Origin of the sequence: Eubacterium maltosivorans (genome assembly GCF_002441855.2) — a bacterium.
GTDB lineage: Bacteria > Bacillota > Clostridia > Eubacteriales > Eubacteriaceae > Eubacterium > Eubacterium maltosivorans.
Map to the genome: position 1 here is coordinate 4,191,485 of NZ_CP029487.1, position 21,365 is coordinate 4,212,849.

Consider the following 21,365-nt stretch of genomic DNA (forward strand, 5'->3'; position numbering starts at 1 on the left):
ATTTCACTATCAGATTGCGTCCACCGTATCAATCATTTTTTCAAACTGCTTACGCTTAATCTGAATACGGTTTCCGTTCATCATTACCCAGTCCGGGACGGGATTTTCTTCTGCCAGTTTCCGCAGCTTGCTTTCTCCGATACGGAAATATTTTGCTGCTTCTTCTATGGTAAGAGTGTACTTTTCCCAAATCGGCACGTCGTTATTGTTCAATTTGTCGTCCCCCTTTCTTAATGGGTCAAAAATCAATCTGTAACATAGGCTTTAATCGGACGGCTATTAGCGTAACCTCATGGGACTTGCACCCCTCCGGCGGTCTGCCGAAGCCCTACCCATTGCCTGCGACGCTCCTAACGCTCGGACTATGGCTATAAGGAAGTATCATTATGTATTCTGTGCGTTATCGCCCGCAGGCTGCTATCTCTGCTTTACGGTGTGGTATTTCTCGCTCGCTTTTCTATTAAGAGAAAGGTCATGGCGTACCCGCCGCATGGCTCGGCACAAAAGGAACGTATCCGATTTGCCTTATACTGCGTCGCCGTTCTATTGCGCCGCTTTCTTTATCAAAGAGCAGAGGGCTGTTCTGCGATATGGAACGGAAAAGGGGAAAGAAGCGTTCCAATATCGCATAGGTTATTCAGCCCGAAAAGTGAGGATAGCCCTCATCAGTCTTGCTTGCAGCCGTTCCCGAATATCCTCGTCAACGCCATAATAGACATTGCCGCGCTCGTCGTAGAGCTTCCGCATGGAAAGACTTGCTATGTAGCCGCTGAAATGCTGCAAGACCATTTTCATAGCGTCCGGGTCGCCTTTGCTCGCCGCCAAAATAACGGGATAGGGAACAAGGGCATTTTCCAGGTAGTCGTTTTGATTACCATTCGTTCCATTCATCAGCGTGTTCCTCCAAATATTTCTTTAACAGTTCAAAAGAGCTTGTCCGTCTGTACTGTATCGTGCTGCGCGACGTATTGAACATCTTTCCGATTTCCACGTCAGTCATGCCCTCGAAATAGTACAGAAGTATAGCAGTTCTCTTTTCTTCCGGCAGGGTGCGTATTGCTTCAAGCAATAACTTCGGGGTTATTTCTTTTCCCGCCATTTGATAAGTCGGCTCGGCTGTTTCAGCTTGAAAATATTTATCCGTAGTGTAAAGCTGCCGTTCCTCATGCAAGGCAAGGTCACAAAAAGAAACTTCCCGTTTCCTGCGTCGCCGGATTTCATCATGGGCGTTACAGGCTTCATTGTGTAACACCCGTTTACAGAAACTTTGAAAGACACATTGCTTCTGAAATTCTCTGCGATTAGGTTCCATGTAATCACCTCCTTTCTGCCGAAAGGCGGTAGTACCTCCCCTTTTCGCGGGATAATACAGGCGACTTTTTGCTTTGCCAAAAAGAGAGCAAAGTTTTTGAAAAATCTTCTGTAAAATGCAAAATGCGCCCATCTGCAAGGCGCAGACCGACGCATAGGAAATAACAGCAGTATTTAATTGATTTGATAGTTCATCTGTATAGTCGGACTTGTCCGGTGGGGGAGCTATACTTTTTTTAATGAATGTAACCTATGTATGCTGTATAGCAACAAAGAAATCCCCATAGCGGCAGCCCTCCTAAATGCCGCTAATTTATGTTATAGGTTGTCGTGATTTAGCAGTAGACAAAAAAAGCGGCGGCTCTAAAAATCAAAGCCACCGCTTCAAAGGCGCGTGAAAGTGTATCTGCTCTGCGACAGCTTTTTTTCTTTTGCCGTCGTTCGGCAGGTACTATCAATCAAATTATTTACCAACCCTTTTTTCTAACTGCTTTTTTCTTCTTACCAACAGTCAATGTACCAGGTTCTTTCTTTTTATTTGCAAGAATAATCATAGAAATCAAGAAAGTCAAAACTATTGTAATGAAAGCGGGGAAAATGTGATAAGTATAACCATATTCCGCACCACAAGTAGGGTCTACTAAAATCATGCTTGCTTTAATCGGATAATAATTTAACAGTGTTCCTTCAAAAGTTCCAAAATATCCATACACAAAAGCTAGTGCAACTCCACCCAAAAAATTATTTGCCGAACAACAGAATATCAGAATAATCGGCAAGACTGAAATATAAATTCCTATATTCGCCCCAGTAACACGAATAAACATATTGAGTAGATTGCCAAAATGAACTCCCGGAAATCCGACAATAATATTGATTACTAATGCTATCACACAACCTATAAGACTAAAGCTGATTGTCAACAGCAATAGAATAAGTAATTTTCCAGAAAGTAACTGTTTATATGGAATAGGAATTGTTAATATATTCTTCATAGTATCGTCTGTATATTCCCTTGTTATGATATAACCTGCAATCAGTGCAATAATAATCGGAAAAAATAAGGTACAATTACTAATCATAACCTGTTGCATAAAATAGTCAAACGTCCATGTCGGTCCACCGTTGGCTGTGGAATAAAACAGTGACAGCAACGGAGAAAGTGTTGTCATAATAATTCCGGCTTTTATTACAGAATATCGTTTTAATTTTAAAAATTCAGTTTTTATTATATTTCTCATATCTTTTACCTCGTCCATTTTTTATAAAAGCGAATTATCAGCCACAAAGAAAGTACAACTGTAATTGCCATAATAAAAATTGTATGGAAAGTAGTTGGTACAATCGCATAGGCTTCCGGCAAAAGATTATCTTTTTGCAAATTATCCATCATTAAGCCGCTTGTCCAGTTCATAACACACATAACTGGGAAAGAATTTAAGAAAGCAATTTTTGCAGCACTTATAGATGTCCCAATCGTTCCCATTAAGCCCCAGTTAAAAATAGAATAAAAAAATGCAAGCAGGATAGAAAGCAAAAAACTTTTGTTAAAGTAAATAATTAAAACTACAATCGGCAAAGAAGCTGCTACGATAAGAACTCCAAAAATAAGGCTCATATATATTTTATAAGCCATACCATAAACCATTCCTACATGAAACAGTTTACAGAACAATGCGACAGATAATGTGCTTATCAGACAAAATGCAATGCTGAAAATAAAGAGCATAGAAATTTTCGCCATAATGAGCTGTGTATTTGTAACAGGAATTGTTCTAAGGTTTTTGGAAGTATCGCAATCTCTTTCTATAAAAAACAAAATAGCGGCAATAATACCAACTAGACATGGGAGCAAAAAAGCTAAGCCATATCCCAACATCATTGTATAAACATAATCAAATCGGGTTTGAAGATAATGTTCCGTTGTATCTGCACCTGTTCCCGCCTTTGCCATATATGCCAAAATCAACGGAAAAAATAACGATAACGACATCAGTGCATATAATAATCTTTTCCGTTTTAATTTCCAAAATTCGCATTTGATTAGTTTAAGCAATTCCCTCGCCTCCCGTCACACGCTTGAAGTAATCTTCAAGACTTTCTTCACAAGTATGGGCTTCTGATACCTCCAATCCATTTTCTACAAAAGCAGTCACGATTTTTCCTACGGACAAATCAAGATTATGCAAGCGTAAATTGTGGTCGTCCTGTATAGAGAAATGGCTCTCATGGAAAGTACGCTCTAAAATTCTTGCTGCCTGTGCGGTATCAGAAAGAGTAAATCGGATATGTTTGCTGCTTTTTTGTTCCAGTTCCGCAAGACTTTCTTCTTCCAATAGTGCGCCATGGTCGATAATTCCAATATCATCTGCTAGCAAAGAAATCTCCGAAAGGATATGACTGGAAATTAAAATTGTTTTTCCCTTTGTATCGCAAAGCTCGCGAATAAAAGAACGTACTTCTGCAATTCCAATCGGGTCAAGCCCATTGATAGGTTCATCTAAAATCAGAAGTTCAGGGTCGTGCATAACTGCAAGTGCAATCGCAAGCCGTTGTTTCATACCAAGAGAATACTGGGAAAACAGTTTTTTGTCTTTATAAGGCAATCCTACCAAATCCAATGTGTTTTTAATTGAATGACGGTTGGGTATGCCCCGTAAGGTAGCAAAAATTTGTAAGTTTTCCGTAGCAGTCAAATTAGGGTAAAAACCGGGCGACTCAATCAGACTACCGATACGGGGCAACAATTTCTTTTCATTCCCCTGCAAAGACTTTCCCCATATTTTAACTTCGCCGGAAGTTGGCTTTGTCAATCCAAGTAGCATTTTCATAGTGGTCGTTTTTCCGGCTCCGTTTCTTCCAAGCAGTCCGTAAATTCTCCCTTTCTGCACATGAATATTTAAGTCAGCGACACTCTTTTGTGAGCCGTACTGTTTGGTAAGATTTTTTGTTTCAATGATATAATTTTTGTCCATATTCAAACCTCCTATTCTGTAAAGTATTCTATCATACCAACCTTGCATTAACCTTGCCGCAACCTTGCATTAACCTTGCAATTTGAAATATTGTCCTAAAAATAATTAAGGCTCCCGTCAAAAGGACGGGAGAACATTAATTTGCTAAGGGAAAAAGCAAAGTAAATTCCGTTCCTGTTCCCTGTATGCTATTTGCTGTTATTGTGCCGTTCATTTTTTCTACAAGTTGGTGTGCGATAGAAAGCCCAAGACCGCTGCCTTTTTCAGACCGTCCCTTATCGCATTTATAGAGCCGTTCAAAAATATGCTTCAAATCTTCTTTTTCAATCCCTATTCCATTATCTGCTAATCGGATTTGCATATTTTTTTCCTGCTTTGACAGGATTATTTCTATTTTATCCGCATGACTGTGAGAAATTACATTCTGAATAAGATTGTTCAATATCCGCATATAGCCGTCCGTATCAAGTTTTACCCGGAAAGGCTGTTCGGGAATATCAATATTGTAATCTATCTGCTTATCTTCAAATATGGGTATCCAGTCAATCAAGATATTTCGTGTCAGCTCCGCAGCTTCAACAATATTTATATCCATAGCAAACTCATTAGAATTTAATTTGAACCAGTCAAAAAGAACATCAATATATTCTTTCAAATCGTGAGCTTTGCGGCGGGCTGTTTCGATATAGTCGTCCCTGTCTTTTCCTGTAACAATTCCTTTATGTGCAGCGTCAAGATACCCAATAAGCGTTGTAAGCGGTGTCCGAACATCATGGGAAAGACTTGTCATAAGCTGTCGGTTTGTTTCTTCTGTCTGCCGGACAGTAGAAAGCCTGCTCTCATAAGACACAACAATCTCATTTATTTCATAGGCAAGAGGGGCTACCAGTTCATTTGTTGCAGATAAAATACGCCTGTTTCCATTTCCGTTTTTTACATCAATCAATGCGTCTGTTATCTCGGCTATCTGTTTTTTAACACGTCGAATAGCAAAGCAGGAAACAAGAATAGAGAAAAGTGCAATTATTATGGATAGAAAAATGACTGCTTCCATAGAAAATCAAACCTCCTTGTTAAAACGATAACCGATACCTTTAATCGTTTGAATATATTTTGGACTTCCGGGATTTACCTCTAATTTCTTGCGAAGTCGGCTGATAATCGCCATAATGTTGCTGTCATCATAGAAATATTCCTCTCTCCACACTTCTTCATAAATCTGTTGCTTTGTCAGAATTTTCCCTTGATTTTTCGCGCAGTATAAGAGTAAGTCAAATTCTTTTGGAGGCAATTCAAAAGTTCCATTTTCCGTAGTAACAGAACGATTTTCAATATCAATTTTCAACCCGTCAAATTCAAGTTGCTGTGATATTCCGTCCTGTTGATTGAAACGGGTATAACGGCGTATAAGGGAAACGATACGGGCTATCAGTTCGTCCATGTCAAAAGGTTTTGTCAAATAATCATCAGCTCCTGCCCTTAAACCGCGTACTTTAGAAGCACTGTCATTTTTTGATGTAAACATCAAAATCGGCAGGCTGCTTTCTTTTCTAATTTCTTCCAATGTTTCAAATCCGTCCATACCAGGCATCATAACGTCCAGTATCACAAGTTGATATTCTCTCTCTTTTAATTTTTGTAATCCCTCTTTTCCCATATTACAAAAATCAGCTTCTATATCTTCTGATAGCACGCTGCGTTTAATCAGCGCACAAAGTTCCTTATCATCATCTATAATCAAAACTTTATTCATGGTATAGCTCCTTTCCTTGTTTGGTTCTACCGTCAATCGGTTTTTCCGCGTCTTTTGGTATCAACCACATATACCCAAGTTTTGAAACACCCTGTATGCGTTTCTCCCTGCAAAGTATCTGTACCCGCCTTTCAGAAATTCCCCACTTCTTTGCTGCTTCGGGGCAAGACATATATTCCATAACAACACCCGTCCTTTCTGAAAATCTTATCATAATAATTATAGTCTGACACACGAACAATAGCAAGTATATAAATATGAATTATTATGGCTATTTAGTGGAACTGTATAGACATATCCAAAGAGAAAGGGGAACAGTAAAATGTAACTGGGTGAATAAATATGGCAAAAAGACCGGTAGAAAAATATGACTTCAAGGCATTTGGAGAAGCTATAAAAGCTGCGCGGACGGGGCGCAAAGAAAGCCGCAAACAGGTAAGTGATGAAATGTATATTTCTCCTCGCTATCTTGCAAATATCGAAAACAAAGGACAGCACCCCAGTCTGCAAATCTTTTTTGAGCTTATGCTTCGTTACAATATATCCGTAGACCAGTTTCTTTTAGATACGCCCACCCAAAAAGATACAAAGCGGCGGCAGCTCGACGCTCTCCTTGATGATATGAGCGATAATGGCATACGGATTGTAACGGCAACTGCAAAAGAAATTTCAGAAGTCGAAAAAGAGGACAAATAAATGTGTCCGGCAAATTGAATATGATTTAGGAAGCGTTGTAATCTTTACAGATTGCAGCGTTTTTCTTTTGCTCTTTTTTGGCATATAGAGCATTGCGTTGTAGTAACCAGTGAGGAAAAAACTTTCGTAGCAAGCATAGGAAAAGAGTACCCTTTTCCGTATTTTCGCCCTCCCGTCCTGCGGTGCGTCGGTTGAAAATTGCTTGTTGGGAAGTGTCCCAAACCCTCAAAGCGGAAAGGAGCGATTGCATGAACGGACGCAAAAGAAAAGTACAAATCAAATTCTATGTAACAGAGGAAGAAAGGGTGTTGATTGAGCAGAAAATGAAGCTCGTCCCTACCCAAAACATGGCGGCGTATCTTCGCAAGATTGCCATTGACGGCTATATCATTCAGACAGACCATAGCGATATAAAAGCCATGACAGCGGAGATACAGAAAATCGGGGTCAACATCAATCAGATTGCAAAGCGTGTCAATGCGACAGGCAGCGTCTACCAAGAGGACATAGAGGAAATAAAGGGGGTGCTTGCAGAGATATGGCGGTTACAAAGATTAAGCCTGTTAAAAGCACGTTGAGCAAAGCCCTTGATTATATCCAAAATCCGGATAAGACAGACGGGAAAACGCTTGTGTCCTCTTTTGGGTGCAGCTATGAAACGGCAGATATTGAGTTTGAATATACCTTGTCGCAGGCTCGGCAGAAAGGGAACAACTTAGCCTTTCATCTGATACAATCGTTTGAACCGGGAGAGGTGGACTGTGAGAAAGCCCATGCAATCGGAAAGCAGCTTGCCGACGCAGCAACAAAGGGACAGCACGAATACGTCCTTACCACCCACATAGACAAGGGGCATATCCATAACCACATCATTTTTTGCGCGGTCAACTTTGTTGACTACCATAAGTACAATTCCAATAAGCGCAGCTACTACGGCATACGGAATATGAGCGACAAGCTGTGTCGGGAAAACGGGCTGTCCGTCGTCGTTCCGGGCAAAGGCAGCAAGGGAAAAAGCTATGCAGAATATCAAGCGGAAAAGGTCGGTACAAGTTGGAAAGGCAAGCTAAAAATTGCCGTTGATACGCTTATCCCCCAAGTAGCAAGTTTTGAAGAATTGTTGCAGCGGTTACAGGCAGCGGGCTATGAGATAAAGCCGGGAAAATATATCTCCTGCCGCGCTCCCGGACAGGAACGGTTTACCCGCTTAAAAACCCTCGGTGCAGATTATACAGAGGAAGCAATCAAAGAACGGATTGCAGGCAAGCGCACAAAGGCAGCGAAAGCTCCCAAAGAGCAGCGTGGCGTATCGCTGCTTATCGACATTGAAAACAGTATCAAGGCACAAGAGAGCCGGGGCTATGAACAGTGGGCGAAAATCCATAATCTGAAACTGGCGGCAAAGACCATGAATTTCTTGACAGAACATCAGATTGAGCAGTACGCGGATTTAGTCAGCCGGATTGAAGAAATAACTGCGGAAAACGAAAAGACCGCAGACGCATTAAAGAGTGTGGAAAAGCGTCTTGCAGATATGGCGGTGCTGATGAAGCACGTTACCACCTATCAAAAGACAAAACCAGTCTATGAAGCATACCGCAGGGCAAAGGATAAAGACGCATACCGGGCAAAAAATGAAAGCAGTCTGATACTCCATGAAGCGGCGGCAAAGACACTGAAAGCGTCGGGCGTTACCAAGCTCCCCAATCTCGCCGCCATGCAGGAAGAATACGGGAAGCTCCAAGCGCAGAAAGAAGCCCTTTACACTGATTATGGCAAGCTGAAAAAACAGGTCAAGGAATACGACGTTATCAAACAGAACATAGACAGTATTTTAAGACTGGAAAAAGAACCGGAACGGAGCAGGGAAACCGAACGCTTACAGTAGAAATATCTATAAAAGCGTGGTAGGATAAAGATATTCCAATACAGACAGGAGCGTGAAAACATGGCAGACCAAACAATACCCGATTATGAAACCATACGCGCCGCCGTTGCCGGAGAAACATGGGCGGTGGAAAAGGTGCTTATGTGCTACAAGGACGAAATCGACAGGCAGGCAACTGTAAAGAAACGTCAGCCGGACGGAACATTCAAACTGGAAATTGATGAAGATATGCGCCAGTATATCACAATGAAGCTGATAGAAGCCCTCCCCCAATTTCCCCTTGAAGAAATGGAAAGAGAGGAAAAAAGAAATCGGGACAAAAAATCATAAAAAGGTAGACGGGAAGCTGCTGCGGATAGATAAGCAGTTTCGACATTTGAAGCAACGGCAAAAAGAAACTATCAGTACATGGCTTTATGAGGAATACCGCCGCCTTTGGATAGAAAAGGGACAGGAGCCGCATAAACGCAACAACCGGGAAATCGTTGCCGCTGTTATGGAACAGATAGAAGCTGCGGGGATATGGCTGCCGGAACAGGAAGTAACAAAATATTTTTACCGCAGGAAAACCCATTACCGGAACCGGATAGAAAAAGAATTACAGCCGAAGCCGGAAATGCAGGATAAAGACAGTCAGACACAAAAAGAACAGGGTGCAGGAAGCCAGTAATGACCTCCCGCACCCTGTTCTTTTATAGGTACTGATTTTAGAATGTTACGCAGTAGAACCCCGATTTCAAGGGAAAAGGTATTCTGTATCGCCTATGCCAGTTTCACGCCGTTTATGCCCTGTAAATCAAGGCTTTTTTCGCCCTTATTGCGTAACCGCCGCGCGTCGTTTCCTCATGCGTTCCGCTGCCTGTCTGCGGGTAATCCGTTTCCGGCAGTCCGGGCAGTATTTGACGCTGTTTGATTTTGATACAAAGAACGTGCCGCACTCGGTACAACGCTTTTTATCCTCGGTCTTGAAAAGCTCTGCATAGAGCAACTTATCAAGGGGAAGTACGGCGGTCTGAAACCACTTGCATAGAAGTGAATAGGAAATAAGCTGCGGGCAGACACATTCCTCCCCGTCGTCCAATAAGATACAGTGTCCGCGCTCGCAGTTGCAGCACTCCTTTTTTACAAGGCTGTTGACTTTCCGGCTCTGTGGCGGCGTGAGCCGCTTACTCCCGGTCATACTTCATCAGCGGCGAAAATGGAAAGCTCCGCATACTCGTTTTCTGTTAGTGGGGAAATTTTCTGTAAGGTGCGTTCTGCAAAGGGACGCATATCCTCGTCCATGAATGGTAGCGCAGTCGTCATATTTTCCATAAGCTGTGCCTTGCTTCCCTCATGGTAAATACTCAACAGGTTCATTTCTTCAACGGTCAGTCTAATCATGCTCATACCTCCAATTCGTGATGTTTTGATTTTGCTGTCTTTTTCGGGAGTTTTGGGGATTTTTCTGTTTGTAACTGCGCCCGGACAGAGGGACGGGACTTTTTCATCTCTTTATTCCTCTCGCTTTTATCTATCAGCGCATAAACGCCATGCCTGCCCTCCAACGTAGAAAAGGAAAGGCTTTTGTAAGGGAGCATGGAAAGCAGCCGTTCCATATCCTTATCCGTTGCCAGTGGAACAAAGTAGGGAGAAAGTTCTACCGCACAATGGGTCTTTTCGGGGCTGTCCGGTTCTCCAAGCCCTTTTACATTTTCCACAATCCGGCGGGCTTCTGCTTCAATCCGTCTGTCATGCAGGGCGGCGATATGTAACTGAAAATCCCCCTGCGTATGCGGTGTTCGTTTTTTCTGCTGTTCCCTCAAAATGCTTTTTAAGGCTTCCGGGTCGTTTGGCTGTGCTTCAAAACGTATAAACTTTCCAAGCTGCGGGTCAGTGTTCCCGTCAAAATATTGTCCGGCAGGTTTTGTCAGCTCCCCATGCTCATAAATCAGCGTGTAGTTGTCGGCAGGGATTGATTTTTCGATTACTTCCCGGAAATGCTGCAAATAATCCAGTTCATAAAGATTGCCCTTGATTTTTTCCTGCTCTGTGCCTGTCAGTTCCACCGCATAGGCAAGGATAGTATCGCGGGTCTGTTCCCCGTAAAACCGCCATGTATTATGCTGCCTTGTGTCCTTTAGAAAAACGTCCCGTTCCCGGAAGCAGCACGTCCCGGACGGGCGGGAAAACCACAAAAGCCGTTTGTCCTCCGGGACAGGGCTTACCGCCGCTTTCTGCAAAATCTGTTTGTCTATGTCAAAATCGCTCTGATAAAAAGCGGTATTCTGTTTCATTATGGCTTCAAGGGAAGCGATAACGTCCACATTTTCAAATTTTTGTAACTTCATAGGTCAGCTCCTTTCCAAATCCTGTGTTTTCTGTCTTGCCTGTTTCTTTGGTGTCTGTTCTTTCGCTGCTTTAAGCTGCGCCCGGATAGAGGGCTTTTCCTGTTTGGCAGGCTTGCCACGTTCCTTATCGGTTTTCAATGCTTCGGCGTATTCTGCAAGGGAAATCTGTCCTCCGGCTTTTGCTTTTTCTTCCAGTTCCGCAGCGGTCGGGGTGTTGTTTATCTGCCCGTCAATCATGTTGTAATTTTGCTCGGTGGTCTGCTCGGCAGCTTTCAAATAGTTTTTCGGCTGCAAAAACTCTGGCACGTCCTTATACCCCAAGCTGTCTACATAGTGGGCGGTGTCCTGCCCGTTCTGATGAAGCACCACCACGTCGGAAACGGAAAGGCTGTGTCCCTTAAAATCTTTCGGGTGGTCGATATTGAAGCGGGTGTAAATATCTTCAAGGGACATTCCCGGCGTAAGGGGTGCGGTATAGATAAGCTCATAATTGCCTCTGTCAATGCTGTTTCCCGCCGCCTGTATGCGGTCGTAAGGCTCAAAGCGCAAGTCCCGCGTTTCTTTGCCGTTCTTTAGCTGATAAATTCCGAAAGTGTCCTCGTTCCCATAGAGTAAGAGAGCTTCCCTTGATGGCTCGCTTTCCCGTAGTTCTTGCTTCATGGCGTTGTACTCCCGCAGGGCTTCCCATGTTTCCTTTTCCACGCCGAACAAGCCGCCTTTTTGTGCGTGTGCCTGTAAATCCTCCAAGGTATCAACAAGCCCCTCTGTGCCGTCCTCATAGAGAAGATAAACGGACATATCCTCATGGAAAAGGCGTTCAGCGGCTTCCTGCTGAAGCGGAAGCATACCGTCCCAAGCATAGCCGTATTCCTGCATATCCTTGACGCTGATTGTAGGGTCTGGCATAGGGATTTCCGGCGCGGCGGTCTGCGTCTTTGCGTAAAGCTCCTTGACTTCTCCCTGTGTCAGCTCCCCGGCGGTAAGCTGCGCCATAAGCTCTCGGCATTTCTCCGGCGTTCCGATATACAAAACGTCGCCTATCTTTGCTTTCCCGTCCTCCTGCGGAATGTAGGCTTGCAGCAGATACAGGTTGTCCCTGCTGTCGCTGCGGGGATTTGCGTGTACCTTGTAAATGGCTTCCTGTTCGGGCTTTTTCTGCGCCGCTTCTTTTTGCGCCCGGATATGCGCCCGCTGTATCTCGGTAGGCTTTTCCCCGGTAAAGGGTGCAATCGCCTTGATATAATCAGCCGCATAGTAGGCGTTACTGGTAAGCTGCCGCTGCCATGCCCCTGCTTTGGGCGACCAACGGAAGCCATTACTTTTTAAGGCTTCCCGCGTGGCTTCGTCCGGCTTATCTTCAAAGAAGATTTGCAGACGGTTCGCTTCGGTGTTTGCTTCCACCTTGCCGCCGTCAAATTCCCAACCCACAAAACCGATTTCCTTTTGCTGTGAAAGGGATTTGATACGGTCTTTTACGCGCCTGATTTCTGCGCTGTTGTTGGATAACGCCCAAGTCGCAAAAGGCTTGTCCCCCAAATGCCAACTGCTCGCCATGTCTGCTTTCAGTTTTTCAAGCTGTTCCGGCGACAAATGCGGGCAGCCGTCAAGGGTCTTATGCTTGCGGTAGTAGGCGTTTACGGCTTTCATGGTTTCCTGCGATTTTTCAAGGTTTTCCAGTTTCTTCTCCAACTTCTGTACTGCCTGCGGGTCGTCTGCGCTGATACCGCCCATGCCGGTGCTGCGGATTTTATCAAGAAGTCCTTGTATGTCCTGCCATTCCCGGTAATTGCTGTCGCGGGCTGCGTTCTGCTTTTCTTTCTTCCTTGTGGGGAAGTTAGAGCCGCCCGCAATGAGGATAGAGGGAACACGCGCGTCAATCTCATAGCCTTTGTTCATGTTCGCCGCCAGTTTCCGGGCGTAAGTGTCAAGCAGGCTGTCGATTTTCTCATGGTACATCGGGTCTACCCGTTGTTTCTGCCTTTCTGCAAGCTGTACGGCTTCATCTACATAGTGCCTGTATTCAGCCGTCGCGCTGCCTTGCTTATAATCAGAAAAGCTGTTCATATCCTTTGCACGTTTGGCGGCAGCTTCATTGATTGTGTAATAAGGTGCGGCGGGGGCTGCCTGTCCCGGCTGTGTAGTCTGCGGTGCTTCGCTGTTTGCGCCTGTATCAGCTTCCGGCTCGGTCTGTGCTTCTTTTTCCTGTACCGGGGCTGTTTCTTCGGGAAGCTCCGGCGCGGCTGCTTCTGCTTCGGGCTGTATGGTAGCTTCCTGTGGGGTCTGTGCCTGTTCGGTGGTCTGTTCCTTATCCTGTGCCTTTTGGATTTCTGCAAAATGTCCGTCTATGGTATCAATCAGACTTGCGGCGGTGCTGCGGATTGTTTCAAGAGAGCCTTTCAGTTCTGCAAGTTCTTTTCCGCTGCTCCACCCGGCGATATACCCAAAAGAATAGTCGGACGTATCAAGCCCGTAATGTTGACAGACCGCATAGGCAACGCTTTCCGCCTGTACCTCGCGGGTGCGGCGGTCGGGACGTTCCGGCGCGTCTTTGTCTATGTCATGGAGTGTTGCATGGGCGATTTCATGGATTGCGGTCTTGATGTTCTGCAATTCGTCCATACCCTCGTTGATAGAGATACGCTTTTCCTCATAATTGCAGCGTCCTTTTACGCCGCCGCTTAGTGCTTCAAATCCCATAGCAAACGGGGAAGTCCTTTCAAGGGCAGCGAAAAAATCCTGATACTGTTCCACGTCGCCCGTAAGCTCCTTTATCCCAAGGTCGGGCAACTCCTTACCCTCGGTCTGCGACACGTCAAAAACAGATACCACACGAAAGGCGGGGATTTGGATTTCCTTTTCCTCGGTAACGGCTTTCCCGTTCTTATCGAAAACAGGCTTTTGCGTGTCCGGGTCGATTTTTTCCACCTGTTTCTTAACGGTAAAGGGCGCGGGCGCAAGTATCTTGATAGCTTTTTCTCCCGGCTTTACATGGCGGTCAAATTCCTTTTCCCATTGTTTATAGCCTTTTACAAGGTTGCCGCCCTGCATGGCGATAAGGATTGTATTGTTTAGGCTGTAATCATGGAATTTAGACATAGTACGCAGATAGTCGGCGTAACGGTCGCTTTCATAAATCCCCAAAATGCCCTGTTCCAGTCGGTCGGTAATCTCTTTCATTTTGTCGGCGGGCTTTTCGGAAGATAGGATAATCGGGAGAACCGGGGGCTGCTCTGTGGCAGTGGTCGGTATGGCTGCGGCAGCGTCAAGGTCTGCCTGTTCCTGCGGCTGCGGCGTTACCCGGTATTCCTCCGGCACGTCGCGCCCGTCATACCACTGTGTAAAGGTGTTGCGGTTGTTGTAGATATATCCCTGCTCGGTAAATCTGCCCCCGTCATTGATAGCAGCGTCCCGCCCGTATTCCTCATACATGAAATAATTTTTTGCTTCTTCCGGCAGCTCCAACTCGTCCAGTTCTTCAATCAGATAATGCCCGTAATCTTCCTCGGTTTTTACGGACGGATAAATCCAGTAACAGTCAAGGTTTTGTGCAAGGTTTATAATGTCCTGCAAGTCCCTTGTATGGTCGCCGTATGTGATAGCCGCAGCAAATTTTTCCCGGTCGTCGTCAAACTGCATTTTCAAAAGTTCGCTCAAATAGTTCAGTTCGTCAAGGCTTTCAAGCTCGGTCAATTTCCCTGCCAGTCCTGCAATAGAGGACTGGTATTCTGTGATATGCAGTTCCCCGTAGTTTTTGCCGTCTATCCCGATACGGTCAAAGACTTCTTTCAAATGCTCGGCAGTCGTGGGGAATGATACCCATTCGCCCGCAGGTCTGCCCTCGGTGTACTTTCCAAGATTAGAAAGATACCCGCTTAAAATCGTTTCTGCCATGCGTTCACTCCTTTCGTTTTCAATCATGCGGTGCATAAGTTCGTAGTCCTCTATGCTCATGCTCCCGTCAAATAGATAGGGGTCGGGTTCTTCGCCGTCCCGGTAGGCTTTTTCAGAGAAAGGCAGCCCCGCAGCGTGGGCGGCGGCTCTTGCTTCCTCGATAAGCTCCGGCGGCAGCCTGTCGTCGTGGGCTTCGATAAATTCCCCGATATTGCTATATCCGTTTTCGTAGTGGCGACGCACCCCGGCGGTCAGTTCGTCAAGGTTCCTGTCCTCGCCAAGATAGCCGGAATAATAGCCGTTTACCACAACGGCGGCAGGGTCAGCCTGCTTGATTTCTTCCATGCGGCTTCTGTCCTCCGGGTAAAGGTAGTCGCCCATTTCAAGGTGGAAATATTCGGCGTTCCAAGAACGTCCCGTTTTCCAAAACGTCACCCAAGCGATACCGTCCCGTAATTCTTCTTGATAGTCCTTTACGGTGTCCCGTAAACTTGCCATGTGTAACCTCCTTTCCAAAGGGCAGCGCGGACGCTGCATGTTCCGGTTTCATCATTCAGTACCCCGCGCCCGCGTTTTTGCCAAAGATTTTATAGATTTTTTCAAGATTTCAGAGGGTAAAACCCTCCACAAAACAGAGGGTTTGGGACACTTCCCAACAAGCAAAAATCCCCGCCGTTCTCGGTAGAGAAAGCAGGGATTTTACGGAAAAGGGTACTCTTTTCCTATGCTTGCTATTCAGTTATTTTTTCTTCGGTAGTTCAATGCGGTAGTTGACATATTTCCCGCCCGTATCAGCCAATACGATAGTTCCGTCGTAGGTTTTGCCCGTCTTTGGGGAATAGAGCTTTTTCACATTTACCTTGCCGGATTTTAAGAGTGCAGCGGCAATCTTTGGGGTAAAGGTTACTTTTCGTTCTTCAAAGAAACGGTCATTTTTCCACATGGTAAAGATACATTCCTTATTACTGCAATAGTAGTTTTTCTTTCCCTCATAGACAGGAGAACCGCAGCGGGGACATTTCCCAAGCTCCGGCTTTTCCTCTTTGAAACGCCCCTTGTCAGCTTCGGAAAGAAACGGATAGGTCTTTACCAATTCCCGCGCCATATCCTCGATACCCTCCATAAATGCGGCGGGTTCTGCCTTGCCTTTTGCAATCTGCGTCAGATTGTTTTCCCATTCTGCGGTAAGCTGCGGGCTTGTCAAGGTGTCCGGCAGGACGCACACAAGGTTGATACCGTCCTTTGTGGGAAGTAGCTGCTTGCCTTTTCGCTCCACAAAACCGCCCTTTACCAGTTTTTCAATGACGGCGGCGCGGGTGGCGGGAGTTCCAAGCCCTTTGCGTTCTGCGTCCGGGTCGGTGTCCTCGCTTCCGGCGCGCTCCATAGCAGAGAGCAGCGACGCTTCGTTGTGAGGTTTTGGCGGTGTTGTGTCATGCTCCGTTACCGTTGCCGCCGAATTTTCAAAGGTCTGTCCCTCGGTAAATGGCGGCAGGGTCTTTTCTGTGTCGCTGTCTGCGTCGTCCGTTTCGGGCTTGTTCTTTAAGGCTGCCCGATAGCGGCGGTCAAGTTCTTTCCACCCGTCGGACAGTACCCTTTTTCCCCTTGCGGTAAAGGACTGTCCGGCACATTCAAAGATTGCCGTAACCGCTTCAAAGGTATGCGGTGCGGCGGTCGCCATGAGCAGACGCGCCCCGGCAAGGGTAAGGATATTCCTTTCGCTTTCCGGCAGCGCAGCAAGGTCGGTCTTTGAAAGCTCCATAGTCGGGATAATGGCATGGTGGTCTGATACCTTTTTACTGTTCAGCACCTTTGCAAGCTCCGGCGTGAAGTCTTTTCCCGCCATAAAAGAAAATTTCCCACAAAGCAGCTTGATAATGCCCGCCGCTGTGTCGCCCATGTCGTCGGTTAGAAATGCGCTGTCGGTTCTCGGATAAGTAAGCAAACGCTTTTCATACAGGGCTTGTGCAAGGTCAAGGGTCTGCTTTGCGGTATAACCGAACAGGCGGTTTGCTTCCCTCTGTAAAGAAGTAAGGTCAAAGAGCTTCGGCGGGGCTGCGGTCTTTTTCTCTTTCACAAGGGAAGTACAGACTGTCCGCGATGCTTCGCAAGTCGTTTTTAATGCGTCGGCTTCTGCCTTATCTGAAATTCTTTCACTTGCAGCTTCCGCGCCGGATAAGGCAAGGCGCACATGGTAGTATTTTTCTTTCTTGAAAGTGGTAATCGCTGCGTCCCGGTCAACAAGCATTTTTAAGGTCGGGGTCTGTACGCGCCCCACGTTCAAGGTATGATTGTAAAGGACAGAGAAAAGGCGGGTGGCATTGATACCAATTAACCAGTCAGCCTTTGCCCTGCATAATGCGGAAGCAAAGAGCGCGTCGTATTCCTCGCCGTTCTTCAGACGGGAAAAGCCCTCTTTGATTGCGCTGTCCTCCATAGAGGAAATCCAAAGGCGGCGCATAGGTTTCTTGCAGCCCGCCATTTCATAAACAAAACGGAAAATGAGTTCACCCTCGCGCCCTGCGTCGCAGGCATTGACGACTTCGGAAACATCTGCCCGGTGTATAAGCTCCTTTAAGGTCTTGAATTGCTTTTCCTTGTCAGCCGCAACGGTGTACTTCCATTCCTGCGGCAAAATCGGTAAGCTGTCATAGCTCCACTTTTTATACTGTTCCCCGTAGGCGGCAGCTTCCGCAAGCCCTACCAAATGTCCCACGCACCAAGAAACGATATAGCCGCTTCCTGTGAGAAATCCGTCTTTCTTTTCCTTTGCCCCAAGTACGGCAGCTATTGTCTGCGCTACACTGGGCTTTTCTGCGATAACTAAAATCAATGATAAATCCTCCTTTCGGGTAAAAGAAAAGAGCAACCGATTTTTCGATTGCTCCTACAAGTGATTGTATAAAATTGTGCGATATGAAATAGTAAAATAATTTGACAAACCGGAAGTTGTTTATTTCTTCTTTTTCGGTTTTGGGGCTGGCAGTTCATCATACATTGCATGAAACAAGCCTGTCAAAAATTCCTTATTATCAACTTCATCTACCAACAACATCTCTTTTGCTCCCTCATAGGGTAATTCATACGGAGCTGTCGGCATATAACTAATTGCCGATTTTACTGGTTTAACAAGTAATCTATCATCATAGATACCGCCTACAATCTTGCCACGATAATAAATAATAAATTCTCCTATCATAGCTCGATAAGTAATTTCTTCTAACTCAGATAGCTGCCCTAAAATAAACTCTAAGTATTCCTTGCTTGATGCCATATTTCCACCTCAAATTCTTATTTGTTTAACTCTGTCATTTCCTATGGTTGGAACAATTATATCATATTCCATATCGCAAGTACATCTTTTTATCGTTCCGTCTGTCGTTTGGTTTCCAGTTTTCTGATACAGTACCCCACACAAGGGGACTGTCCCTTGTAAGGACAGGAAGTGCAAGCCGGGGGATAAGGAACAGGCGGCGCATTATCACGCCGCCCGTTCGGTTTCTGTATCATCATCTTTTCAAAGGGATTGTCGGTAAACAGGGTCATAGGGTTTCTTCCTCCGTTTCTTCATCTTCGGGAGTTTCCCCGGTATCTGTTTCCGGCTCGTCCTCGTCGTAATCCTCAAATTCAAAATCTTCAAGGTCGGTATCGCCCTTTACATTCTGCTTCGGCTTTAGAAACTTAAAGTAGTAGAACGCTGCGCCGCCACCAAGCAGGGCAAAGAGGACTAAGGCAAGCACTACACCGGGATTGCCACCTTTTTCTTTCGGTTCTTCTGGCTGCTCTGTTGGTGTTGGGGTGGGTTCTTTGCCTGTGCAGCCTGTCATACTGGTAACACATACCGGGCAGGACGTGTTTACCTTTCCGGCTTCGCATTTTTCCGTACAGTTACAGCTTTCCGGCTTTTTGGCAGCTTCGCCGTTTTCGGTCAGTGCCATAAGGTCGGCTTCGTCCACTTGATTTAGGAAATGTACGGTCTGTTCCCCCTCGGCGGCGCGGTCAATGAGGATATAGAAGTAGTTGCCGCTTTTGGTGGTAACAGTGATAAGCTGCTTATTGCCGCCGTAATCGTCAACCAGTGTTGCGTTTCCCTTTGGGGTAAGGGGCGGCGTTTCTTCTTTTTCCTCCACAATCACGCCGCTGTCATTAGTTGCGTCCTCTGCGGGCGGCTCTGTGGCTGCGCCCTGTGCATAGGCAGGGACAGAAAAACCGCCCATAAGGATAAGGGCGGCACAAAGGGCAGTCAGGGTCTTTTTCAGTTTATTCTTCATCTGCATTTTCCTCCTGTTCTTCGTAGTCTGCGGCTTCGGTAGCGGGTGCGGCGTTCATGCCGGGAATACCGCCGCCGGACAGCATAGCGTTAAGTTCCTGCGGGGTCAGACGCATAGCTCGTACAAGCTGTACGATTTCAAGGTTTTCCGCTTCGGTTTTCTGCGCTTCCAGTCCTTTTAACTTGTTCTGATACTCTGTGATTTTCTCGCGGGTCTTTGCGATTTCCTTATTGATACGGTCGATTTTATTGTTTGCCATAGGTCATTTCTCCTTTCTTTTTGGGGCTGCTTTACCAGTTCATCAGCCCGTAGCCTTTGATACATTGATAGTTAAGGTCATAGCTCTTTATCTTGCAGGCGTCGCCGGAATTGCCCTCAACGGTATAGACGCGGCTGCCGTCCCTGCCAAGCACAAGCCCCACATGGTCGGCAACGCCGTCTAAATCCCAATCGAAAAAGATAGCGTCGCCCGGTGCGATATTCTCATAGCCGCGTGCGCCCCATTGTCCCCTTGACTGAAACCAAGGGACACCCTGCCATTCGCAGCCCGCAAAGCGCGGTTCGCTTTTTCCGGCTTGATTGTAGCACCATGATACAAAACAGGCGCACCATTCCACGCGGCTGTTAAAGCCGTACCAAGACCAGTAAGGGTAGCCGCCCACATTTCCGACTTGCTGCTTTGCAAGCTCCATAAGTTCTTGATTTCCGGGGCGCGTACCGTTTACAAACTCCACGCCGCTTAAATCCTCGGACGGGCTTCCGTCGGGAGAACCACCGCCGAAAATCAGCGGTTTGTTGCCGCTTGTTTCCAAGTAGACATGGAACATTTCAAGCTGCTGTGGCGTAAGAAGTTCCTCCGCAAGCTCGGAAATCGGCTTGTTTGTCAGTTTCACATTCAAGATGTAATACTCATAAGGGACTTCCTCGGTGGTGGTTTCCCCGGTTTCTGGGTCGGTGCTTGTTTCGGTGCGGTAACGTATTTCAACCTCCTCGGTCAGCGTCAAGGTGTACTGCATGGCAAAGATACGTTCAAGCTCTGCCTGTGCGCTCTGCGGGGTGTAGCTCTGCAAGAGGGCGGTCAAGTAAGACGCAAGTTCATGTGGGTTATGTCCGATACTGTCAAGGTCATAGCGGTATTCATCATAGCCGAGGTGGGTGTTTTCGATATTGTCAATCTCACTTTGCAGCCCGTTTTCCAATGCAGCATAGTTGTTTTCAACTGCCAAAAGGTCGCTGTCCTCGGACGTGTAGGAAGTGCCAAGCACGCCATTAGTCAAGCCCGAAAACATAGCCCCGCAAGAGGACAGCCCTGCGGAAATCATAATAAAGAGAAGCAGCGCGGCAACTGCAATCAAAATGCCCGCCGGGTGTCTTGCCGCAAATGCGGCGGCTTTCCTCGTTTCCTCGGCGGTTTTCTTCGCCGTCTTTCTTGTGGCTTCCGCTGCGGCTTTTGCCCCTCCTTTCTTTGCCGCCTTTGCATACTGGCGTTTTATCTGCTGTTTCTGCATGAAACGGGAAAGCGGGTTAGAGGTAAGCTGCGGGTTGTCGTGCAGGGTCTTGTGATACTGGAAGTTGACGTTTGCCTTAAATGCTGCCTTTTCTGCCTTCGCTGCTTCCCGGTAGGGTTTCAGCTTATGGCTGCGGTAGCCCTGTTTTAACTTCCGCGCCCCGTATTTCGCGCCGCGCTCGGCAAGTTCCTCCGACTTATGCGCCCCCTCAACGCCGGAATTGTCTTTTTCAACCGAATGTATCTTGTTGTGGACGAAAATCCCCGCTTCCTGTGCAGGGCGGGACAGCGGGTTTCCCTTTTTGCCGCCGGGTATCGGTTTTTCCTGTTTTTCAAAGAGTAAGCGGGTCTTTGCTTTTCCTGTGGCTTCATCAAAGGTGCGCTCCTTAACCAGTTTCTTTTGCTTTGGGATAGCTGCCTTTGCCGCGTCCAGTCGGTCAGCGGCTTTGTTTGATTTCTCAATATAGCGTTCCAGTTCCGGGGCGGCAAGTTCTTCCTCGGTAAACTGCAAGCGGGAAGTGGAAGTACGCAAAGCAGTAGCTTCCTGCTCTTTTTTGACTGCCTTTTTGTTTGCCTTTCGGGTATGTGCTGCGTCAAGATGTTCTATGACGCGTTCCGCTGCGGCACTGTCCGGCTGTGAAAAGTCGCTGTCTGCTTCCCGGCTGCTGATACGCTCGGCGGTCTGCTGTGTTTCGTTGACTTCCACCACGCCGTCGCGGGTCATTTTCTGTGTGATTTTATCGCGT

The 21,365-nt window shown here is 46.4% G+C and carries 23 protein-coding genes; 5 read left to right on the top strand and 18 right to left on the bottom strand.

What is annotated here, in order from left to right; translation table 11 throughout:
• Positions 1-9 precede the first annotated feature (9 nt).
• The 8 genes from CPZ25_RS19495 to CPZ25_RS19530 form a co-directional block, all read right to left on the bottom strand.
• On the bottom strand, positions 10-213 hold the full coding sequence (locus tag CPZ25_RS19495) for an excisionase (RefSeq protein WP_009905235.1): 204 nt from the start codon (positions 211-213) through the stop codon (positions 10-12).
• 420 nt (positions 214-633) lie between these two features.
• On the bottom strand, positions 634-891 hold the full coding sequence (locus CPZ25_RS19500) for a helix-turn-helix domain-containing protein (RefSeq protein ID WP_032509128.1): 258 nt from the start codon (positions 889-891) through the stop codon (positions 634-636).
• A complete protein-coding gene (locus tag CPZ25_RS19505; RefSeq protein ID WP_018112814.1) occupies positions 872-1,312 on the bottom strand; it encodes an RNA polymerase sigma factor in 441 nt (146 codons plus the stop codon). The genes CPZ25_RS19500 and CPZ25_RS19505 overlap by 20 nt, the downstream gene beginning before the upstream one ends.
• A gap of 466 nt (positions 1,313-1,778) precedes the next feature.
• Positions 1,779-2,552 (bottom strand): ABC transporter permease, encoded by a 774-nt coding sequence (locus CPZ25_RS19510; protein WP_016728876.1) that lies wholly within the window; start codon positions 2,550-2,552, stop codon positions 1,779-1,781.
• 5 nt (positions 2,553-2,557) lie between these two features.
• A complete protein-coding gene (locus CPZ25_RS19515; protein ID WP_016728877.1) occupies positions 2,558-3,367 on the bottom strand; it encodes an ABC transporter permease in 810 nt (269 codons plus the stop codon).
• Positions 3,360-4,286, bottom strand: coding sequence for an ABC transporter ATP-binding protein (locus CPZ25_RS19520; protein WP_016728878.1), 927 nt, complete (start codon positions 4,284-4,286; stop codon positions 3,360-3,362). Before CPZ25_RS19520 ends, CPZ25_RS19515 begins: the two co-directional genes overlap by 8 nt.
• A 136-nt stretch (positions 4,287-4,422) precedes the next feature.
• Positions 4,423-5,340, bottom strand: a complete 918-nt coding sequence (locus tag CPZ25_RS19525) for a sensor histidine kinase (protein WP_011861096.1) — start codon at positions 5,338-5,340, stop codon at positions 4,423-4,425.
• A gap of 6 nt (positions 5,341-5,346) precedes the next feature.
• Positions 5,347-6,039, bottom strand: coding sequence for a response regulator transcription factor (locus tag CPZ25_RS19530; protein WP_016728879.1), 693 nt, complete (start codon positions 6,037-6,039; stop codon positions 5,347-5,349).
• 342 nt (positions 6,040-6,381) lie between these two features.
• On the opposite strand from CPZ25_RS19530, the gene CPZ25_RS19540 reads away from it, so the two are divergent.
• The 5 genes from CPZ25_RS19540 (at position 6,382) to CPZ25_RS19560 (ending at position 9,293) form a co-directional block, all read left to right on the top strand.
• Positions 6,382-6,735, top strand: coding sequence for a helix-turn-helix domain-containing protein (locus CPZ25_RS19540; RefSeq protein WP_016728880.1), 354 nt, complete (start codon positions 6,382-6,384; stop codon positions 6,733-6,735).
• Positions 6,736-6,983: 248 nt separating this feature from the next.
• Positions 6,984-7,313, top strand: a complete 330-nt coding sequence (locus tag CPZ25_RS19545; RefSeq protein WP_021421432.1) for a plasmid mobilization protein — start codon at positions 6,984-6,986, stop codon at positions 7,311-7,313.
• Positions 7,274-8,623 (top strand): relaxase/mobilization nuclease domain-containing protein, encoded by a 1,350-nt coding sequence (locus tag CPZ25_RS19550; RefSeq protein ID WP_021388555.1) that lies wholly within the window; start codon positions 7,274-7,276, stop codon positions 8,621-8,623. Before CPZ25_RS19545 ends, CPZ25_RS19550 begins: the two co-directional genes overlap by 40 nt.
• A 60-nt stretch (positions 8,624-8,683) precedes the next feature.
• Complete coding sequence (locus tag CPZ25_RS19555) at positions 8,684-8,953, top strand: helix-turn-helix domain-containing protein (protein ID WP_016728891.1); 270 nt, start codon at positions 8,684-8,686, stop codon at positions 8,951-8,953.
• A gap of 46 nt (positions 8,954-8,999) precedes the next feature.
• Positions 9,000-9,293, top strand: a complete 294-nt coding sequence (locus tag CPZ25_RS19560; RefSeq protein WP_016728890.1) for a hypothetical protein — start codon at positions 9,000-9,002, stop codon at positions 9,291-9,293.
• Between the two features lie 144 nt (positions 9,294-9,437).
• Here CPZ25_RS19560 and CPZ25_RS19565 read toward each other — a convergent pair whose 3' ends face one another.
• From CPZ25_RS19565 to CPZ25_RS19610, 10 genes are all read right to left on the bottom strand, one after another.
• A complete protein-coding gene (locus tag CPZ25_RS19565) occupies positions 9,438-9,803 on the bottom strand; it encodes a cysteine-rich VLP domain-containing protein (RefSeq protein WP_032509131.1) in 366 nt (121 codons plus the stop codon).
• A complete protein-coding gene (locus CPZ25_RS19570; protein WP_032508375.1) occupies positions 9,800-10,006 on the bottom strand; it encodes a transposon-transfer assisting family protein in 207 nt (68 codons plus the stop codon). Before CPZ25_RS19570 ends, CPZ25_RS19565 begins: the two co-directional genes overlap by 4 nt.
• 2 nt (positions 10,007-10,008) lie before the next feature.
• Positions 10,009-10,953: a hypothetical protein gene (locus CPZ25_RS19575; RefSeq protein WP_016728670.1), complete on the bottom strand. Its 945-nt coding sequence runs from the start codon at positions 10,951-10,953 to the stop codon at positions 10,009-10,011.
• 3 nt (positions 10,954-10,956) lie between these two features.
• On the bottom strand, positions 10,957-15,342 hold the full coding sequence (locus CPZ25_RS19580) for an antirestriction protein ArdA (protein ID WP_096920608.1): 4,386 nt from the start codon (positions 15,340-15,342) through the stop codon (positions 10,957-10,959).
• 241 nt (positions 15,343-15,583) lie between these two features.
• On the bottom strand, positions 15,584-17,674 hold the full coding sequence (locus tag CPZ25_RS19585) for a DNA topoisomerase 3 (protein WP_021388553.1): 2,091 nt from the start codon (positions 17,672-17,674) through the stop codon (positions 15,584-15,586).
• Between the two features lie 120 nt (positions 17,675-17,794).
• Positions 17,795-18,115, bottom strand: coding sequence for a TfoX/Sxy family protein (locus tag CPZ25_RS19590; RefSeq protein ID WP_016729340.1), 321 nt, complete (start codon positions 18,113-18,115; stop codon positions 17,795-17,797).
• An 89-nt stretch (positions 18,116-18,204) separates the two neighbouring features.
• Positions 18,205-18,387 (bottom strand): hypothetical protein, encoded by a 183-nt coding sequence (locus CPZ25_RS19595; protein ID WP_032513421.1) that lies wholly within the window; start codon positions 18,385-18,387, stop codon positions 18,205-18,207.
• Positions 18,384-19,112 carry a DUF4366 domain-containing protein gene (locus CPZ25_RS19600; RefSeq protein WP_021388552.1) on the bottom strand — a complete coding sequence of 243 codons (729 nt, stop codon included), beginning with the start codon at positions 19,110-19,112 and terminating at the stop codon, positions 18,384-18,386. The genes CPZ25_RS19595 and CPZ25_RS19600 overlap by 4 nt, the downstream gene beginning before the upstream one ends.
• A complete protein-coding gene (locus CPZ25_RS19605; protein ID WP_021426977.1) occupies positions 19,102-19,371 on the bottom strand; it encodes a DUF4315 family protein in 270 nt (89 codons plus the stop codon). The genes CPZ25_RS19600 and CPZ25_RS19605 overlap by 11 nt, the downstream gene beginning before the upstream one ends.
• A gap of 31 nt (positions 19,372-19,402) precedes the next feature.
• Positions 19,403-21,343, bottom strand: coding sequence for a C40 family peptidase (locus CPZ25_RS19610; RefSeq protein WP_021387103.1), 1,941 nt, complete (start codon positions 21,341-21,343; stop codon positions 19,403-19,405).
• Between the last annotated feature and the right edge of the window lie 22 nt (positions 21,344-21,365).

Coding starts and splice junctions, on each gene's coding strand:
- CPZ25_RS19520 (WP_016728878.1), bottom strand. CDS start 4,286: ATGGACAAAAATTATATCATTGAAACAAAAAATCTTACCAAACAGTAC.
- CPZ25_RS19510 (WP_016728876.1), bottom strand. CDS start 2,552: ATGAGAAATATAATAAAAACTGAATTTTTAAAATTAAAACGATATTCT.
- CPZ25_RS19610 (WP_021387103.1), bottom strand. CDS start 21,343: ATGACCCGCGACGGCGTGGTGGAAGTCAACGAAACACAGCAGACCGCC.
- CPZ25_RS19545 (WP_021421432.1), top strand. CDS start 6,984: ATGAACGGACGCAAAAGAAAAGTACAAATCAAATTCTATGTAACAGAG.
- CPZ25_RS19600 (WP_021388552.1), bottom strand. CDS start 19,112: ATGAAGAATAAACTGAAAAAGACCCTGACTGCCCTTTGTGCCGCCCTT.
- CPZ25_RS19590 (WP_016729340.1), bottom strand. CDS start 18,115: ATGGCATCAAGCAAGGAATACTTAGAGTTTATTTTAGGGCAGCTATCT.
- CPZ25_RS19570 (WP_032508375.1), bottom strand. CDS start 10,006: ATGATTAGACTGACCGTTGAAGAAATGAACCTGTTGAGTATTTACCAT.
- CPZ25_RS19540 (WP_016728880.1), top strand. CDS start 6,382: ATGGCAAAAAGACCGGTAGAAAAATATGACTTCAAGGCATTTGGAGAA.
- CPZ25_RS19505 (WP_018112814.1), bottom strand. CDS start 1,312: ATGGAACCTAATCGCAGAGAATTTCAGAAGCAATGTGTCTTTCAAAGT.
- CPZ25_RS19595 (WP_032513421.1), bottom strand. CDS start 18,387: ATGACCCTGTTTACCGACAATCCCTTTGAAAAGATGATGATACAGAAA.
- CPZ25_RS19575 (WP_016728670.1), bottom strand. CDS start 10,953: ATGAAGTTACAAAAATTTGAAAATGTGGACGTTATCGCTTCCCTTGAA.
- CPZ25_RS19530 (WP_016728879.1), bottom strand. CDS start 6,039: ATGAATAAAGTTTTGATTATAGATGATGATAAGGAACTTTGTGCGCTG.
- CPZ25_RS19605 (WP_021426977.1), bottom strand. CDS start 19,371: ATGGCAAACAATAAAATCGACCGTATCAATAAGGAAATCGCAAAGACC.
- CPZ25_RS19580 (WP_096920608.1), bottom strand. CDS start 15,342: ATGGCAAGTTTACGGGACACCGTAAAGGACTATCAAGAAGAATTACGG.
- CPZ25_RS19525 (WP_011861096.1), bottom strand. CDS start 5,340: ATGGAAGCAGTCATTTTTCTATCCATAATAATTGCACTTTTCTCTATT.
- CPZ25_RS19550 (WP_021388555.1), top strand. CDS start 7,274: ATGGCGGTTACAAAGATTAAGCCTGTTAAAAGCACGTTGAGCAAAGCC.
- CPZ25_RS19555 (WP_016728891.1), top strand. CDS start 8,684: ATGGCAGACCAAACAATACCCGATTATGAAACCATACGCGCCGCCGTT.
- CPZ25_RS19565 (WP_032509131.1), bottom strand. CDS start 9,803: ATGACCGGGAGTAAGCGGCTCACGCCGCCACAGAGCCGGAAAGTCAAC.
- CPZ25_RS19500 (WP_032509128.1), bottom strand. CDS start 891: ATGAATGGAACGAATGGTAATCAAAACGACTACCTGGAAAATGCCCTT.